The 15,371-nt window shown below is 45.3% G+C and carries 18 protein-coding genes and 1 other annotated feature; all 18 genes read right to left on the bottom strand.

Features of this window, described 5'->3' with window-relative positions; translation table 11 throughout:
• Positions 1-35: 35 nt before the first annotated feature.
• Positions 36-3,584 carry a DNA-directed RNA polymerase subunit beta gene (rpoB, locus tag ACIFSR_RS15400; RefSeq protein WP_076271437.1) on the bottom strand — a complete coding sequence of 1,183 codons (3,549 nt, stop codon included), beginning with the start codon at positions 3,582-3,584 and terminating at the stop codon, positions 36-38.
• Between the two features lie 384 nt (positions 3,585-3,968).
• Complete coding sequence (locus ACIFSR_RS15395) at positions 3,969-4,568, bottom strand: class I SAM-dependent methyltransferase (RefSeq protein ID WP_339205294.1); 600 nt, start codon at positions 4,566-4,568, stop codon at positions 3,969-3,971.
• Positions 4,569-4,574: 6 nt separating this feature from the next.
• A complete protein-coding gene (locus tag ACIFSR_RS15390) occupies positions 4,575-4,703 on the bottom strand; it encodes a hypothetical protein (RefSeq protein ID WP_339205295.1) in 129 nt (42 codons plus the stop codon).
• A gap of 92 nt (positions 4,704-4,795) precedes the next feature.
• On the bottom strand, positions 4,796-5,155 hold the full coding sequence (rplL, locus tag ACIFSR_RS15385) for a 50S ribosomal protein L7/L12 (RefSeq protein ID WP_076271439.1): 360 nt from the start codon (positions 5,153-5,155) through the stop codon (positions 4,796-4,798).
• Between the two features lie 92 nt (positions 5,156-5,247).
• Positions 5,248-5,751 carry a 50S ribosomal protein L10 gene (gene rplJ / locus ACIFSR_RS15380; RefSeq protein ID WP_054025338.1) on the bottom strand — a complete coding sequence of 168 codons (504 nt, stop codon included), beginning with the start codon at positions 5,749-5,751 and terminating at the stop codon, positions 5,248-5,250.
• 57 nt (positions 5,752-5,808) lie between these two features.
• Positions 5,809-5,974, bottom strand: a sequence feature (ribosomal protein L10 leader region).
• A 12-nt stretch (positions 5,975-5,986) separates the two neighbouring features.
• Entirely contained in the window at positions 5,987-6,679 is a 693-nt protein-coding gene (gene rplA, locus ACIFSR_RS15375; RefSeq protein ID WP_076271440.1) for a 50S ribosomal protein L1, read from the bottom strand.
• 101 nt (positions 6,680-6,780) lie between these two features.
• Entirely contained in the window at positions 6,781-7,206 is a 426-nt protein-coding gene (gene rplK / locus ACIFSR_RS15370; RefSeq protein ID WP_054025340.1) for a 50S ribosomal protein L11, read from the bottom strand.
• A gap of 121 nt (positions 7,207-7,327) precedes the next feature.
• Positions 7,328-7,861, bottom strand: coding sequence for a transcription termination/antitermination protein NusG (gene nusG / locus ACIFSR_RS15365; RefSeq protein WP_054025341.1), 534 nt, complete (start codon positions 7,859-7,861; stop codon positions 7,328-7,330).
• Positions 7,862-7,885: 24 nt separating this feature from the next.
• Positions 7,886-8,095, bottom strand: coding sequence for a preprotein translocase subunit SecE (gene secE / locus ACIFSR_RS15360; protein ID WP_053373883.1), 210 nt, complete (start codon positions 8,093-8,095; stop codon positions 7,886-7,888).
• 18 nt (positions 8,096-8,113) lie between these two features.
• The gene (gene rpmG, locus ACIFSR_RS15355; protein ID WP_015847242.1) at positions 8,114-8,263 is read right to left on the bottom strand and encodes a 50S ribosomal protein L33; all 150 of its coding nucleotides are present in this window, start codon (positions 8,261-8,263) and stop codon (positions 8,114-8,116) included.
• Positions 8,264-8,577: 314 nt separating this feature from the next.
• Positions 8,578-9,228 carry an RNA polymerase sporulation sigma factor SigH gene (gene sigH / locus ACIFSR_RS15350; RefSeq protein WP_053373882.1) on the bottom strand — a complete coding sequence of 217 codons (651 nt, stop codon included), beginning with the start codon at positions 9,226-9,228 and terminating at the stop codon, positions 8,578-8,580.
• A 299-nt stretch (positions 9,229-9,527) separates the two neighbouring features.
• The gene (locus ACIFSR_RS15345) at positions 9,528-10,052 is read right to left on the bottom strand and encodes an NYN domain-containing protein (protein WP_339205296.1); all 525 of its coding nucleotides are present in this window, start codon (positions 10,050-10,052) and stop codon (positions 9,528-9,530) included.
• Positions 10,053-10,055: 3 nt separating this feature from the next.
• A complete protein-coding gene (gene rlmB / locus ACIFSR_RS15340) occupies positions 10,056-10,817 on the bottom strand; it encodes a 23S rRNA (guanosine(2251)-2'-O)-methyltransferase RlmB (protein WP_076271442.1) in 762 nt (253 codons plus the stop codon).
• Positions 10,818-10,866: 49 nt separating this feature from the next.
• Positions 10,867-11,292: a Mini-ribonuclease 3 gene (locus ACIFSR_RS15335; RefSeq protein ID WP_339205297.1), complete on the bottom strand. Its 426-nt coding sequence runs from the start codon at positions 11,290-11,292 to the stop codon at positions 10,867-10,869.
• Positions 11,289-12,731, bottom strand: coding sequence for a cysteine--tRNA ligase (gene cysS / locus ACIFSR_RS15330; protein ID WP_430058086.1), 1,443 nt, complete (start codon positions 12,729-12,731; stop codon positions 11,289-11,291). Before cysS ends, ACIFSR_RS15335 begins: the two co-directional genes overlap by 4 nt.
• Positions 12,728-13,390 carry a serine O-acetyltransferase gene (gene cysE, locus ACIFSR_RS15325; RefSeq protein ID WP_076271445.1) on the bottom strand — a complete coding sequence of 221 codons (663 nt, stop codon included), beginning with the start codon at positions 13,388-13,390 and terminating at the stop codon, positions 12,728-12,730. The genes cysS and cysE overlap by 4 nt, the downstream gene beginning before the upstream one ends.
• A 213-nt stretch (positions 13,391-13,603) precedes the next feature.
• Positions 13,604-13,789 (bottom strand): hypothetical protein, encoded by a 186-nt coding sequence (locus ACIFSR_RS15320; protein WP_430058084.1) that lies wholly within the window; start codon positions 13,787-13,789, stop codon positions 13,604-13,606.
• Between the two features lie 108 nt (positions 13,790-13,897).
• Positions 13,898-15,370 carry a glutamate--tRNA ligase gene (gene gltX, locus ACIFSR_RS15315; protein WP_430058082.1) on the bottom strand — a complete coding sequence of 491 codons (1,473 nt, stop codon included), beginning with the start codon at positions 15,368-15,370 and terminating at the stop codon, positions 13,898-13,900.
• Position 15,371 lies beyond the last annotated feature (1 nt).

Genomic DNA, 15,371 nt, shown 5'->3' with positions numbered 1-15,371 from the left:
GGCGCGTGACCATTTGACGGAATCTAGCAACTAGTTTATTCAGCAGCGCCGACTTCGGCACCTTCTATATTGAGGTTAAGCTTATCGCCTGTTGCCTCGTCTTCATCATCCATTTCCTTCATTTCGATCTCTTCTTCATTCTCGGATAGAATTTTAACGTCCATACCCAAACTTTGAAGCTCTTTGATCAAAACTTTGAACGATTCCGGAACACCTGGCTCTGGTACGTTTTCGCCTTTAACGATGGATTCGTACGTTTTAACACGACCAACCACGTCATCGGATTTAACAGTCAATATTTCTTGAAGCGTGTATGCAGCGCCATATGCCTCAAGCGCCCATACCTCCATCTCCCCGAAACGTTGTCCACCGAACTGTGCTTTACCACCGAGCGGCTGTTGTGTAACGAGTGAGTAAGGACCAGTGGAACGGGCATGGATTTTATCATCGACCATGTGCGCCAGTTTGATCATGTACATGACCCCAACTGTAACTTCACGTTCGAAATTCTCGCCTGTCCGTCCGTCATACAGTACGGTTTTACCGTTACGCTGCATGCCTGCTTCTTCCATCGTATCGAAAACGTCATTCTCGCGCGCGCCATCAAATACTGGCGTAGCAGCGTGGATGCCGAGATGCTTACAAGCCATACCCAAGTGAACTTCAAGCGCCTGACCGATGTTCATCCGCGACGGTACGCCGAGCGGGTTAAGAACAACTTCTACAGGTGTGCCATCCGGTAGGAAAGGCATATCTTCTTCAGGCATGATACGAGCGATTACCCCTTTGTTACCATGACGTCCGGCCATTTTGTCGCCTTCGGAAATTTTCCGTTTTTGAGCAATATAAGCACGAACGAGCTGGTTAACGCCTGGTGGCAATTCGTCGCCATTCTCCCGCGTAAATACTTTAACGTCAACAACGATACCGTCTGTACCATGCGGCACACGAAGCGATGTATCACGCACTTCACGAGCCTTCTCACCAAAGATAGCGTGCAGCAATCTTTCTTCCGCAGTTAGCTCTGTTACACCCTTAGGCGTTACTTTACCAACTAGGATATCGCCAGCGCCGATTTCAGCTCCGACACGAATGATTCCGCGCTCATCTAGGTTGCGAAGAGCTTCTTCACCGACATTCGGAATGTCGCGTGTAATTTCTTCAGGTCCAAGCTTCGTATCACGAGCCTCAGACTCGTATTCCTCGATGTGAATGGATGTATAAACATCCTCTTTCACTAGCTTTTCACTTAGCAGGATCGCATCCTCATAGTTGTAGCCTTCCCACGTCATGAATGCAACAACGACGTTGCGTCCAAGAGCCAATTCGCCTTTTTCAGTGGAAGGACCATCCGCAAGGATATCACCTTTTTTAATAACGTCGCCTTTACGTACAAGCGGGCGTTGATTGATGCACGTTCCTTGGTTAGAGCGCATAAACTTGTGTAGTTTATGTTTTACCAAGTCACCAGTAACCGGCTTGCCATCGATTTGCTCGACGCGACGAAGCCAGATTTCATTTGCGGAAGAACGTTCGATTATACCGTCATGCTTCGCTACGATACAAACGCCTGAGTCTTTCGCTGCCTTGTGCTCCATACCTGTACCAACAAGTGGTGATCTAGGGATAAGAAGCGGTACCGCTTGACGTTGCATGTTGGATCCCATGAGGGCACGGTTGGAGTCATCGTTTTCCAAGAAAGGAATTAATGCTGTCGCAACAGATACTACCTGTTTAGGCGATACATCCATGTAATCAACGCGATCACTAGGCATAGTCAAAATGTTATCGGCTTGTTTATTGTAACGAACGATCGTATTCTCTTCTGCAAACTTGTCGTCTGGAGTCAGCTTCGCATTCGCTTGCGCGATTACGTAGTTATCTTCCTCGTCAGCAGTCAGATATGCGATTTGTTCTGTAACAATTCCAGTCTTCGGATCTACCCAACGATATGGTGCTTCAATAAAGCCATATTCGTTAATACGAGCAAAGGAAGACAAGGAGTTGATCAAACCGATATTCGGTCCCTCTGGCGTCTCGATCGGACACATCCGCCCATAGTGGGAGTGATGGACGTCACGAACTTCAAAGCCCGCGCGTTCCCGAGTCAAACCGCCGGGTCCAAGTGCTGACAAACGACGCTTATGCGTCAATTCAGCAAGCGGATTCGTTTGGTCCATAAACTGGGACAGCTGCGAGGAGCCGAAGAACTCTTTTATAGATGCAATAACCGGACGAATGTTAATTAGCGCTTGCGGCGTAATTGCATTCGCGTCTTGAATGGACATTCTCTCGCGCACAACGCGCTCCATACGAGACAGACCGATACGGAATTGGTTTTGAAGCAGCTCGCCAACAGAACGCAGACGACGGTTACCCAGATGATCGATATCATCCGTGCTGCCTACGCCATGAAGCAAGTTGATAAAGTAGTTAATGGAAGAAATGATGTCCGCAGGCGTGATATGCTTGACGGATTTATCAATAATGCCATTCGCAATAACTTTAATTACTTTGCTTTCGTCATATGGTGAGAATACGCTGATCGTTTGTAGTGGAATACTATCAGCATCAAGAACGCCATTAGCTACATGATACGTTTTGAAACCAACATCCTTCTCAAGCTTCTCGAGAATTTCATCAAGCAAGCGGCGGTCAATCATTTGTCCGGACTCAGCAATAATTTCGCCAGTCGCAGGATCAATTAGATTTTCCGCAAGACGTTGATTGAACAAACGGTTCTTGATGTGAAGTTTTTTGTTTATTTTGTAACGGCCTACGTTGGCCAAGTCATAACGTTTTGGATCAAAGAAACGAGCAACTAGCAAGCTCTTCGCATTATCCAAAGTCGGAGGCTCGCCTGGACGAAGACGCTCATAAATTTCAATAAGCGCTTTTTCAGTCGAATCCGTGTTATCTTTGTCTAGCGTGTTCCGAATGTACTCATCATGGCCTAGCAGTTCAAGAATCTCAGCGTCAGTACCGAATCCAAGCGAACGCAAAAGTACCGTTACCGGTATTTTCCGGGTCCGGTCAATACGAACGTAGATGATATCTTTAGCATCCGTTTCAAGCTCTAGCCAAGCGCCACGGTTAGGAATAACAGTAGCTGTGTAGTTTTTCTTCCCGTTCTTATCGACCTTCGTGCTGAAGTACACACTCGGGGATCGAACCAATTGGCTGACTATGACACGTTCGGCTCCGTTAATAATAAACGTGCCCGTCTCTGTCATAAGCGGGAAATCACCCATGAAAACTTCTTGTTCCTTTACTTCGCCAGTTTCCTTATTGAAAAGTCGCACCTTAACGCGTAAAGGAGCTGCATACGTCACATCGCGCTCTTTTGATTCATCGACCGAATATTTCGGTTCGCCCAAGCTATAGTCGATAAACTCAAGCGATAGATTGCCCGTAAAGTCCGAAATCGGAGAAATATCTTGGAACAACTCAATTAGGTCGCTGTCCAAAAACTTCTCATACGATTTTTGTTGGATTTCAATCAGGTTCGGGACTTCCAGCACCTCGTTGATCCTGGCGTAGCTTCTGCGCGCGCGCCGACCATACTGAACAAGTTGTCCTGCCAACTTAACCTCACCCCTCATGTCTGTATCACAGCATCGATAATCACTGCGTCACTATAGACGAACCAGCCGCCTATATAGTCAAATAAAGAAAAGCCCTTATCGAATGGTTCGAAAAAAGAGCATGTTCCGGCAGTTAACTAATCACAGCGCGGCCGTGACAGTCTCATATCAAATAATTTTGCCCAAAACGTAAACATTATACGTCAAATGTGTAAAACTTATGCATTCCGCGCTTTAAATTTACACTTGACATTTTAGTTAACTAAAGAGATCGAGCCCAATTTAATGCTGACATTTTATAATCTTACCATATCGCAAATGTCAAGTCAATAAATATTATTCAGTTTTCAAACATATTTTCAAAACATATTTTTCTCTAATTTTCTAAGCTTTTACAGCTCGGAAAATACGGTAGCCTTTATCCTTTGTTACTTCCTCTACATCTGCAAATAATGACTCTAATTTAGCTTTCGCCGAAGGCGCCCCTTGCTTCTTCTGTATGACAACCCACATGCTGCCGCCTTGTTCGAGCAATTCATAACCTTCTTCAAAAATCCGATGAACGACTGACTTCCCCGCCCTGATAGGCGGATTTGTAACGATGACATCGAACTTCATTTGCTTAACTGCTTCAAATAGATCACTTTGCAAAACGGTAACATTAGATATCTGGTTAAGCTTTGCGTTCTCACGCGAAAGCTCTACCGCTCTTTCATTTATATCAATCATCGTTACTTGCCCATGCTCAGCGAGTTTTGCTGATGTTAATCCAATAGGACCATAACCACAGCCAACATCAAGAATGTTTGCATTTGCATTCAGCTCCAAAGCATCGATCAATACCTGACTCCCGTAATCAACTCCTGATTTCGAGAATACGCCGGCATCCGTCATAAACTTCAAAGAAAAGCCTCGGAGAATTGCTTCATGAACTTGACGATTATGCTTAACATCTGGGCTCTGTGAGTAATAGTGATTCGACATTATTCATCACTCCCCGCTATTCCATATTGCATCGAGTATTTTGATATCGCCTTGCTTCAGCGAAAAGATACTCGATTCTCGTTGAAGGATAAGAATGGACAAGCCAAAAACTTGCACATTCTTATCCTTCAACATACAACGAACCCCTTGAAACCTGACGTTTCAAGGGGCTCGCCGGCCGATTCATCATTCAATCGCATGATCAGCTTATTTTATTGAAAGAAATACTACTTAACTTCTACGGAAGCGCCAGCTTCAGTAAGCTTAGCTGCAACAGCTTCTGCTTCTTCTTTAGCAACTTTCTCTTTAACTGCTTTAGGAGCGCTATCAACCAAGTCTTTCGCTTCTTTCAGGCCAAGACCTGTGATTTCGCGAACAACTTTGATTACGTTGATTTTTGAAGCGCCAGCGCCGTTAAGGATAACGTCAAATTCAGTTTGCTCAGCTTCTACAGCTGCGCCAGCACCTGCTGCTGCTACTGGAGCTGCTGCAGTTACGCCGAATTCTTCTTCAATTGCTTTAACAAGATCGTTCAGTTCAAGAACGTTCATAACTTTAATCGCTTCTAAGATTTGTTCTTTAGACATGATTATACCTCCGGGAATATGGTTTATTTTTTTTGGTTTATCCTACAGCCGACTTGCGTCGGTTCATTACTATAAGGGACTCTTGAAAAAAATTAAGCTTGTGCTTCTTGTTTCTCGCCGACTGCTTTAACTGCAAGCGCGAAGTTGCGCACTGGAGCTTGCAATACGCTGAGGAGCATAGAGAGCAAACCGTCGCGGGACGGAAGTTCCGCAAGAGCTTTAATTTCTTCTTGAGATACGACTTTACCTTCAACAACGCCGCCTTTAAGTTTCAAAGCATCGTTTTTCTTAGCGAAATCGTTCAAAATTTTAGCTGGAGCAACAGCGTCTTCTTTACCGAATGCAATTGCTGTAGGACCTGTAAGAATGTTGTTCAATTCTACATAATCCGTACCTTCAGTTGCGCGACGAACGAGCGAGTTTTTAAGAACTTGGAATTCAATTCCTGCTTCACGAAGTTGTTTCCGAAGTTCAGTTACTTGAGCAACGTTCAATCCACGATAGTCAGCTACTACTGTGCTAGAGCTATTAGCAATTTTTGCCGCGATTACGGCAACTGCCTCTTGTTTCTCTTGGATGATATTTGCGTTAGCCAAACTGTACACCTCCCGTAATAGTATACATTCCGTTAATTACGACGGGCTTTCCACGCCTCGATGCATGAGAAAGGCCTTCGCAGACACTGCGAAGGCCATGATGTCGTTATCGCGCATCAACCCTAAAGGATCGAATATTGCTTACAAACGTTTTATCATAACACCTCGGTAGGAAATTAAGCCTTATGGCACCTACTGTCTACGGTATGCGTATTCGAATTTAGTTCCGTTCTTCTTAGCGGTAAGCCGCTGTAGAAACACGAGCGCCAGGGCCCATTGTTGAAGAAACGGCAATGTTTTTCAGGTAAACACCTTTTGACGCAGCCGGTTTAGCACGATTAAGTGCATCGATCAATGATTTGAGGTTCTCGTTGAGTTTCTCAGCATCGAAAGATACTTTACCGATTGGCGCATGGATTTGACCTGCTTTATCAAGACGGTATTCAATCTTACCGGCTTTGATTTCTTGAACGGCTTTAGCAACGTCAAACGTTACTGTACCAGCTTTAGGGTTCGGCATCAAGCCTTTACCACCAAGGATACGTCCAAGTTTACCAACTTCAGCCATCATGTCCGGCGTTGCTACGCAAACGTCGAATTCGAACCAGCCTTGTTGGATTTTGTTGATCATGTCTGCATCGCCAACAAAATCAGCGCCCGCAGCTTCCGCTTCTTTCACTTTTTCGCCTTTTGCGAAAACGAGAACGCGTTTTGTTTTACCAGTGCCGTGTGGTAGTACAACTACTCCACGAACAGCTTGGTCTTGTTTACGTGGGTCTACACCCAAACGAACTGCTACTTCAACGGACTCGTCGAATTTAGCTGTTGCAGCCTTCTTAACAAGCTCAATCGCTTCTAGAGGCTCGTAAGTTGCTTCGCTATCAAATAGTTTAGCAGCTTCTACATATTTTTTACCTTGTTTAGCCATTGTAATTTCCTCCTCATGTGGTTGTAGCGGAAAATCCTCCTAGGGATGATCCTCCCACTCGCGAAAGCCGAAGCTAACGCAAAGCAAGCTACCTCGCGGTATTAGTCAACAATAGTTACGCCCATGCTGCGAGCAGTACCTTCAACCATACGCATTGCTGATTCTACAGACGCTGCGTTAAGATCCGGCATTTTTTGCTCAGCGATTTCGCGAACTTTGTCACGTTTTACAGTAGCGACCTTTTTCTTGTTCGGTTCGCCTGAACCTTTTTCGATACCAGCTGCGACGCGAAGCAATACTGCTGCCGGCGGCGTTTTTGTTTCGAAAGTGAAAGAACGGTCTTCAAATACTGTAATAACAACCGGAATAATCAAGCCTGCTTGATCTGCGGTACGAGCATTAAACTCTTTACAAAACGCCATGATGTTAACGCCTGCTTGACCAAGTGCTGGACCGATCGGCGGCGCTGGGTTTGCTTTACCTGCAGGAACTTGCAATTTGACCATCTTGATGACCTTTTTTGCCATGCCTGACACACCTCCTAACCCTTTATTCCATGCGTAAATAGCATCCGCCTCCGCAAGGGGGCATTGCTATTTCGCGTCCAAACCACCACTAGTTTAACCCAGTGGGTTCGGAAACCAGATATTATATCTTTTCCACTTGAGTGTAATCCAGCTCTAGTGGGGTCTCCCTGCCAAACATGTTTACATGAACCTTCAACTTCGCTTTGTCCAGCAAAATTTCTTCTACTGTACCAACAAAATCTGCGAAAGGACCCACTTTGACGCGAACCGTTTCTTTCAAATCGAACTCGATTTTCGGTTTTGGTTCTTCCATGCCCATGTGTTTGAGTATTTGCTCAACCTCATCTGGCAATAGAGGAATCGGTTTTGAACCGGAACCTGTTGATCCTACGAATCCAGTTACACCTGGTGTATTTCGAACAACGTACCATGAATCGTCGGTTTGAACCATTTCCACAAGAACATAGCCGGGGTAGACCTTACGTTGGACAGTCTTCTTCTTACCATCCTTCTCTACCACTTCTTCTTCCATAGGAACAAGCACACGGAAAATCTTATCTTCCATGCCCATTGATTCAACACGGCGTTCCAAATTGGCTTTCACCTTGTTCTCATAACCTGAGTAGGTATGCACGACGTACCATCTTTTTTCCATCACAAATCCACCTTTGGACCCTTCTTAAACAATGAGTTCAACCAGAGACGAGATCCCGATGTCAAGAAGCCAGAAGTAAATAGTCACAAGCGTAATCGTGAGCAAAACCACGATCGAATAGCTTGTCAACTCTTTACGGCTTGGCCAGCGAACCTTCTTAAGTTCCGCCCAGCTGTCGGCAAAAAAACTAAACGTTGTACCAAAGCTTTGCTTTAGTTTAGCCAAAAATGCCACGTTCACACCTCCAATTGACTATCTCGTCTCGCGATGAGGAGTCTGCTCGTTACAGAACTTGCAAAACTTCTTCAACTCGATGCGGTCGGGGTGATTGCGTTTGTTCTTGCTGCTCGCATAGTTTCTCTGTTTGCAGTTTGTGCATGCCAACGTGATAATTACCCGCATTGAATTACACCTCCCGAACTGCTACAAAATACGAATCATGAAGCTCTATATGAAAGTTCATTGATTCCAACGCCAAAACGAAATAAAACCTCGATTTTAGGCCTACCTAAACACTTTATCATACAGCAATTTTGATGTCAATGTAAAAGATAAGTGTTAAGCCTGTGAATGATTGGAAACAAAAGCGCCATCGGTCTCGTATCTACCAGTATAGTCTACTTTTGTCCGTTTAAAACTAAAAGGACCGTATATTCCACCTAGACACCGCCAGATGGAAGACAGTCCTCGTAAAAATGATTTACGTATAAATGCGGCTAGCCGCTAATGTCTCTGACTTCCAAGTAACGTTCGAGCTTGCGTTTCACCCTTTGAAGAGCGTTGTCGATAGATTTCACATGTCTATCCAAATCAACAGCAATTTCCTGATAGGACCTTCCATCCAAATAAAGCATAAGCACCTTGCGTTCAAGGTCGCTTAATATTTCGGACATCTTATCTTCAAGGCCAATGAATTCTTCTTGATTAATAATTAATTCTTCTGGATCAGATACTCGCGTACCACAAATGACATCCAGCAGTGTGCGATCCGAATCTTCATCATAAATGGGCTTATCTAGCGAAACGTAGGAATTTAGCGGAATGTGTTTCTGACGCGTGGCTGTTTTGATGGCGGTAATAATTTGCCTGGTTATACACAATTCAGCAAAGGCTTTGAAGCTTGCTAGCTTGTCCCCTTTAAAATCTCGAATTGCCTTATAAAGACCAATCATACCCTCCTGCACGATATCTTCACGATCCGCACCGATAAGAAAATACGAGCGCGCTTTGGCTCTCACAAAATTCTTATACTTGTTTATCAAATATTCCAACGCTATGCTATCACCATTGCGGACCGCTTCGACGATATCCTCGTCCGTACTGCTGTCATACTCGAGCGTACTCCATTCTTTGAGGTCGATACTCACGAACTATCCCTCCGGCCTGCAAGGCGTACACCGCTAGATTCTTATTCACGCAAACCTATCTAATTGAACTCAAAGTCTGAGCTCAAACAGCGTTTCACGTCGAAAGATAAGAATGTATACTGAACAAAATCAACACGTTCTTATCGCTAATAATAGAGTCAGTATACATTATGTAACCTTACACCGTCAACCAATCTGAGCCCCGACAACCACAGATATACTGGGAATTTTGTAACTTAGTGGAATGATCCGAGTCAATCATTCTAAATCTATTTGAAGATTATCGCTTTTCCAATCTTTTATTTCTCTCCGCGCCGAAGTTTCTCCAGCTGGCTTCGAACCTCTAAACTAATTCTGCCGTCAACTGAATTCCGTTTTCCCGGCTGTTCTTCACGGAGTGTCTGCTCGATATTTTTGCGATTCTGGCCTATATCAATTAGCAATTCCCGTGCCGATACACGAAGCGCACCTTTGCCGAATGCCACATGCTGCTCGACCAAATCCGAAGTGGCTACATATATATTTCTACGTCTGAGGAACAGCTCCGAGCATAAACGCTCAATGCATTCATCAGCTGTTTCCTTCTCTTTTGTGTAAACGATAGTCAGCCTGTGGTGCCTGTAAGTAGCGCCTAATCCAGGCACCTGATGCGCATCGAACACAACATACACTTTCATTCCTGTAAAACCTTGATAATCCGCCATTAAATCGAGCAATTTATCCCGCGCTTCTTCCAGATCATGTTCCTTCAGCTTCTCGAGTACCGGCCAAGCGCCAATTATGTTATAACCGTCGACTAATAAAATATCGTCGCGCCGGTTCATAACCTAAATGCTCCGGCGCTGCCGAACGACCTCATACATAAGAACACCAGCTGCAACGGAAGCATTTAGCGAGTTCAACTGACCAAGCATAGGAAGTTTAACGAGAAAATCACATTTCTCCTTAATAAGTCTTCCCATGCCTTTACTCTCGTTGCCTATAACGACAACCAGCGGCATGTCGAATTTCATTTTATAAACATCCTGTTTTGCACTTACATCGGTTCCCGCTACCCATACGCCCGCTTCCTTCAGCCTATCGATCGTTTGCGCCAAGTTAGTAACGCGTGCAACCGGTACATGCTCAGCGGCACCCGCAGATGTTTTAAGAACCGTAGCCGTCAGCCCTGCCGCACGACGTTTTGGAATGATAACGCCATGTACGCCTGTGCATTCCGCTGTCCGCAGTATAGAGCCCAAATTATGAGGATCTTCAATTTCATCCAATAGCAAAATAAATGGAACCTCGTCCCGTTGTTTTGCTCGTTCCAGAATGTCCTCAACATCCACATAAGCGAAGGCCGCTGCCTGTGCGACAACTCCCTGATGTGTAACTCCAGGGGCTAAGCTGTCGAGCTTCCGCTTGTCGACAAACTGTACGATGATACCGGATTTCTTAGCTTCCGCTACAATGGGCTGCGTCAACGTTTTTTGAGCACCGTCAGCAATCCATATTTTATTAATTTCTCGTCCGGAACGCAGTGCTTCCAACACAGGATGTTTACCGGCTATCATTTCATCTTGATCTTGAATCGTTTCTTCTGTCATCGGTAACCCTCCTTTATTTTTTCATTTACAAATAGTTTCATGAGCCTTGTTAATTCTCATGCTTCTTAATTGCAATGGCAAATAGTTCATGTATTCTTTCGATTCGGCCTTCATAATAAAGATATCCAACCAAGCTCTCCAATGCTGTTGCTAGACGATAATCAGCTAAATCAGCGTTTTTGGGAGGCGCTCCCGATTTTGAATTGCGGCCTCGGCGGACGATGTCCGCCTCCTCCTCGGTTAAATGCGGCTGCCAGAGATCCAATGTTTTCTTTTGTCCTTTGGCAGAAACAAATTTTGTTGCCTCACGGTGAAGGTGATGTGATTTCTGATTCGGCAGTGAAATAAAATATTGTCTTACAAGAAGCTCAAACACAGCATCGCCCATATAAGCGAGAACGACCGGATTCATCAGCTGCGGTGACTTGGACGGCGGGTAAAAGAGCAAGCGGTTCGTATCGATATGCTCGCTCATTTACGCCGCCAGCGGATACCTTGCGGTGTATCCTCAAGGACGATGTTTTTCTCTATGAGCAAATCACGAATTTCATCCGCTCTAGCCCAATTTTTGGACTGGCGAGCTTCGGTCCGCTCCACTATAAGCTGTTCGATATCCGCATCCAGCAGTTCAGCGTCCGCTTGTTGCTGCGGCAGCAAGCCAAGTACAGCATCCATACGCTCAAACAATGTAAGCAAAGCATAAATCGCTTCAGCAGAGGCGTCTGCACGATTCAAATATTGATTAGCCTCAGCTACCAAATCAAACACCGTTGTAATCGCATCAGGGGTGTTGAAATCATCGCTCATTTTGGCATGGAATTGTTCATGAATCACTTTTAATCTTGCATCCAGCGCTTCGTCGCCAGAAGGGACAAGTGCGTTGCCACTGCCTGCCGCCTCATTTAGCTTGCCTTCAAACGATGAAAGCCTATGCTTTAAATTCGCTGCACTGTTTGCAATCCGTTCTACGCTGTTCTCAGCTTGTGCAACCGTGTCATCACTGAAGTTGAGTGGACTGCGGTAGTGTGTAGAGAGCATAAAATAACGAATCGCATGAGGTTTAACCCGCTTCACCAGCTCATGCACCGAAATGCCATTGCCAAGCGATTTGGACATTTTCTCATTATTTATATGAATATAGCCGTTATGCATCCAATAGTTCGCCAGCGGTTTGCCTGTCAGCGCCTCAGATTGCGCAACCTCGCATTCATGATGCGGAAACTGCAAATCATGACCGCCGCCATGGATATCAAGAGTATCCCCAAGGTATGCGCGAGCCATAGCCGAGCATTCGATATGCCAGCCTGGGCGTCCATCGCCGAAAGGGCTTTCCCATTTGATTTCGCCCGGCTTAGCGCCTTTCCATAATACAAAATCCTGTTGATTCTCTTTGCGGTCGCCAATTTCAACTCGAATACCGAATTGAAGCTCTTCAATATTCTGATGAGAGAGCTTGCCGTAATCCGCGAATGCAGACGTACGATAATAAACGTCTCCCTCACTCATATAAGCATAGCCTTTATCTATCAAACCTTGAATAAACGCAACGATTTGTGGAATATGCTCCGTTACCCTTGGATTAAGTGTCGCCTTATGAACACCCAGCGATTCGATATCTGCATAAAATGCCGCAATAAACGTCTCCGCTACTTCAGGGACTGTCGTACCAAGCTGTTCTGCTTTACGAATCAGCTTATCATCGACATCTGTAAAGTTAACCACATATTGAACTTCATTACCTACGTCTTCCAAATAACGACGAACAACGTCAAAGAAAATAACCGGACGAGCGTTTCCAATATGAATATAGTCATAAACGGTTGGTCCGCAAACGTACATTTTCACCTTACCTGGCTCTTGCGATACAAAAGGTTCTTTTAGCCGCGATACTGTATTATAAATGGATACTGTCATTTTCGTATTTCTCCTCCAGCTACAGGATTCCGAAGCTTATCGAGCTCGGATTTTAATTCGTCTATTTCCTTCTGCATTGTACGGAACATTTCGATGACCGGATCGGGCAGCTTCGTATGATCAAGTCGATCGCCTACACGCTCGCCGTTTCTTTTGACCACGCGTCCCGGGTTTCCAACTACCGTACAATTGGCAGGAACCTCTCTGAGTACAACCGCGTTTGATCCTATGTTAGAAAATTCGCCCACTTGAAATGAGCCGAGCACCTTCGCTCCTGAGCCAATAACTACATTATTGCCAATTGTCGGGTGACGCTTCCCTTTTTCTTTACCCGTTCCGCCAAGAGTTACTCCCTGATAAATAACGACATCATCGCCAATCTCACAGGTTTCACCAATGACGACACCCATGCCATGATCAATAAACAATCGCTCGCCGATACGGGCACCTGGATGAATTTCGATGCCAGTCATAAAGCGGCTAACCTGGGAGATCAAGCGCGCTGTAGTATACCAACCTCTACGGTATAAGGGATGGGCAATGCGATGCGCCCAAATTGCGTGCACACCTGAATAGGTGAAAATAACCTCGAAGCGACTGCGAGCAGCCGGATCATTCTCAAAAACAGCTAGTATGTCCGATCGAAAATGACGAAACATAAACAATGCTCCTTTTTCCTACGCTCATAAATTTCTAATAAAAGAAAAGCCTCTGCAGCATAATATGCTGCAGAGGCGTGTGATCTCGCGGTTCCACTCTGCTTGAATAAATCGACAGCTATCCTCGCTGAAGTTTATTCACCTTAAGGTCTTTAACGCAGACGATACGTTGCTGCCTACCCTGTCCAGCCAAATATATGCCAATATTGCCGATTAAGCGTCGCCGCCATCCTCATCATTGCGCATTACCTGCTGACACAGCTCGGAACAAAGCTCCCAGGTGCATATTTCCGTTCGGCGGACCAGACAACTTGCAGCCCCATTACGTTTCCTCATAGTCACATGGTGATGCGACTCCGACTCGAATGACGGTTGTCCTCTCTGCGAATCCACAAGCAAACGTACTTCTCCTGTTCATGGCCGTTTGATTCATTCATTTATTAGTCATAGTATACCGAATACCCAAAAATGTGACAAGGGCATTATGCATACTCTCATTTACAAGAATTAAGCTAAAGATCCTGCCAAACGCGCGCGCAGACGATCAGTAACCTTATCTTTGCCTAGCAAAGCAAGCGATTGATTCAAATCAGGACCATGCGTTTGTCCAGTAAGGGCTGCACGAATCGGCATGAACAGCTGCTTGCCTTTAAATCCAGTTTCCTTCTGTACAGCTTTGATCATCTCTTTGATGCCATCCACTTCAAAGGCTGTTTCTCCCGCTTCGATTTTTGACAGGAAGGCCTGCAAAACAGTTGGCACTTGCTCCTCGGCAAGAACCTCTACCGCTTCGCTTTCATCCTCTACCGTATCACGGAAAAATAGCTCTGTCATTGGAACGATTTCTGAGGCGGAACGTAGTTTGTCCTGATGCAGCGCTACTAGCGCAGTCACCCAGGCTCTGCCTTCTGCATCAATTTCAGCAACGACACGACCCGCATTTTGCAAATGTGGCAGGCAAAGATCAACAACGCGGTTCAAGTCCGCTTTTTTCAAATATTCATTGTTCATCCAGCTAAGCTTCTGCGTATCGAATACGGCAGGGCTTTTGCTTAGACGTTCAGGATTAAACACATTAACCAATTCTTCGCGAGTAAACATTTCCTGCTCACCCTCAGGAGACCATCCAAGCAATGTAATAAAGTTAAACATCGCTTCCGGCAAATAACCGAGATCGTCATACTGCGAAATAAACTGAATGATGGACTCATCTCGTTTACTTAGTTTTTTGCGCTGCTCATTCACAATTAGCGTCATATGGCCGAATTTTGGAGCTTCCCAGCCAAAAGCTTCATAAATCATCAATTGGCGCGGTGTATTCGAAATATGGTCTTCTCCACGCAATACGTGACTGATTTTCATCAAATAATCGTCCAGTACTACAGCGAAGTTATAAGTTGGGATACCGTCTTTCTTCACGATGACAAAATCGCCCATCTCTGTTGTATCAAAGCTGATTGAGCCTTTTACGATATCGTCAAAAGCATAGGTCCGATTCTCCGGTACACGGAAACGAATACTCGGCACACGTCCTTCCGCTTCGAAAGCTTGGCGCTGTTCTTCCGTCAGATTGCGATGGCGTCCGGAATAACGAGGCGTTTCGCCGCGCTCCGTTTGCTCTTCCCGCTCCTTCTCAAGCTCCTCTTCCGAGCAGTAGCAGCGATAAGCAAGACCACGATCAAGCAGTTCTTGCCAGTACTTGTTGTATATATCAAGACGCTCAGTCTGACGGTAAGGTCCGTACCCGCCGCCAATATCGATGCTCTCATCCCAATCCATGCCCAGCCATTTCAAGTACTTAAGCTGGCTCTCTTCTCCGCCCTCAACATTGCGCTTTACATCCGTATCTTCGATCCGAATAATAAATTTACCGCCTTGGTTTCTCGCGAACAAATAATTGAATAAGGCCGTTCTTGCATTACCAATATGTAAATGACCCGTTGGGGATGGGGCATAACGTACACGAACTTCTGCAGTCATA

This window comes from Paenibacillus sp. NRS-1760 (genome assembly GCF_050467785.1).
In the GTDB taxonomy this organism is placed as follows: Bacteria; Bacillota; Bacilli; order Paenibacillales; family Paenibacillaceae; genus Pristimantibacillus.
Note: the sequence above shows the minus strand (reverse complement) of the source record. Positions and strands in the feature narration are given on the sequence as shown.

Excerpts from the sequence above, each read along its gene's own strand:
- ACIFSR_RS15395 (WP_339205294.1), bottom strand. The coding sequence starts at position 4,568 with ATGTCGAATCACTATTACTCACAGAGCCCAGATGTTAAGCATAATCGT.
- ACIFSR_RS15390 (WP_339205295.1), bottom strand. The coding sequence starts at position 4,703 with ATGTTGAAGGATAAGAATGTGCAAGTTTTTGGCTTGTCCATTCTTATC.
- rplL (WP_076271439.1), bottom strand. The coding sequence starts at position 5,155 with ATGTCTAAAGAACAAATCTTAGAAGCGATTAAAGTTATGAACGTTCTT.
- rplA (WP_076271440.1), bottom strand. The coding sequence starts at position 6,679 with ATGGCTAAACAAGGTAAAAAATATGTAGAAGCTGCTAAACTATTTGAT.
- rplK (WP_054025340.1), bottom strand. The coding sequence starts at position 7,206 with ATGGCAAAAAAGGTCATCAAGATGGTCAAATTGCAAGTTCCTGCAGGT.
- nusG (WP_054025341.1), bottom strand. The coding sequence starts at position 7,861 with ATGGAAAAAAGATGGTACGTCGTGCATACCTACTCAGGTTATGAGAAC.
- rpmG (WP_015847242.1), bottom strand. The coding sequence starts at position 8,263 with ATGCGGGTAATTATCACGTTGGCATGCACAAACTGCAAACAGAGAAAC.
- ACIFSR_RS15345 (WP_339205296.1), bottom strand. The coding sequence starts at position 10,052 with ATGAACCGGCGCGACGATATTTTATTAGTCGACGGTTATAACATAATT.
- rlmB (WP_076271442.1), bottom strand. The coding sequence starts at position 10,817 with ATGACAGAAGAAACGATTCAAGATCAAGATGAAATGATAGCCGGTAAA.
- ACIFSR_RS15335 (WP_339205297.1), bottom strand. The coding sequence starts at position 11,292 with ATGAGCGAGCATATCGATACGAACCGCTTGCTCTTTTACCCGCCGTCC.
- cysS (WP_430058086.1), bottom strand. The coding sequence starts at position 12,731 with ATGACAGTATCCATTTATAATACAGTATCGCGGCTAAAAGAACCTTTT.
- cysE (WP_076271445.1), bottom strand. The coding sequence starts at position 13,390 with ATGTTTCGTCATTTTCGATCGGACATACTAGCTGTTTTTGAGAATGAT.
- gltX (WP_430058082.1), bottom strand. The coding sequence starts at position 15,370 with ATGACTGCAGAAGTTCGTGTACGTTATGCCCCATCCCCAACGGGTCAT.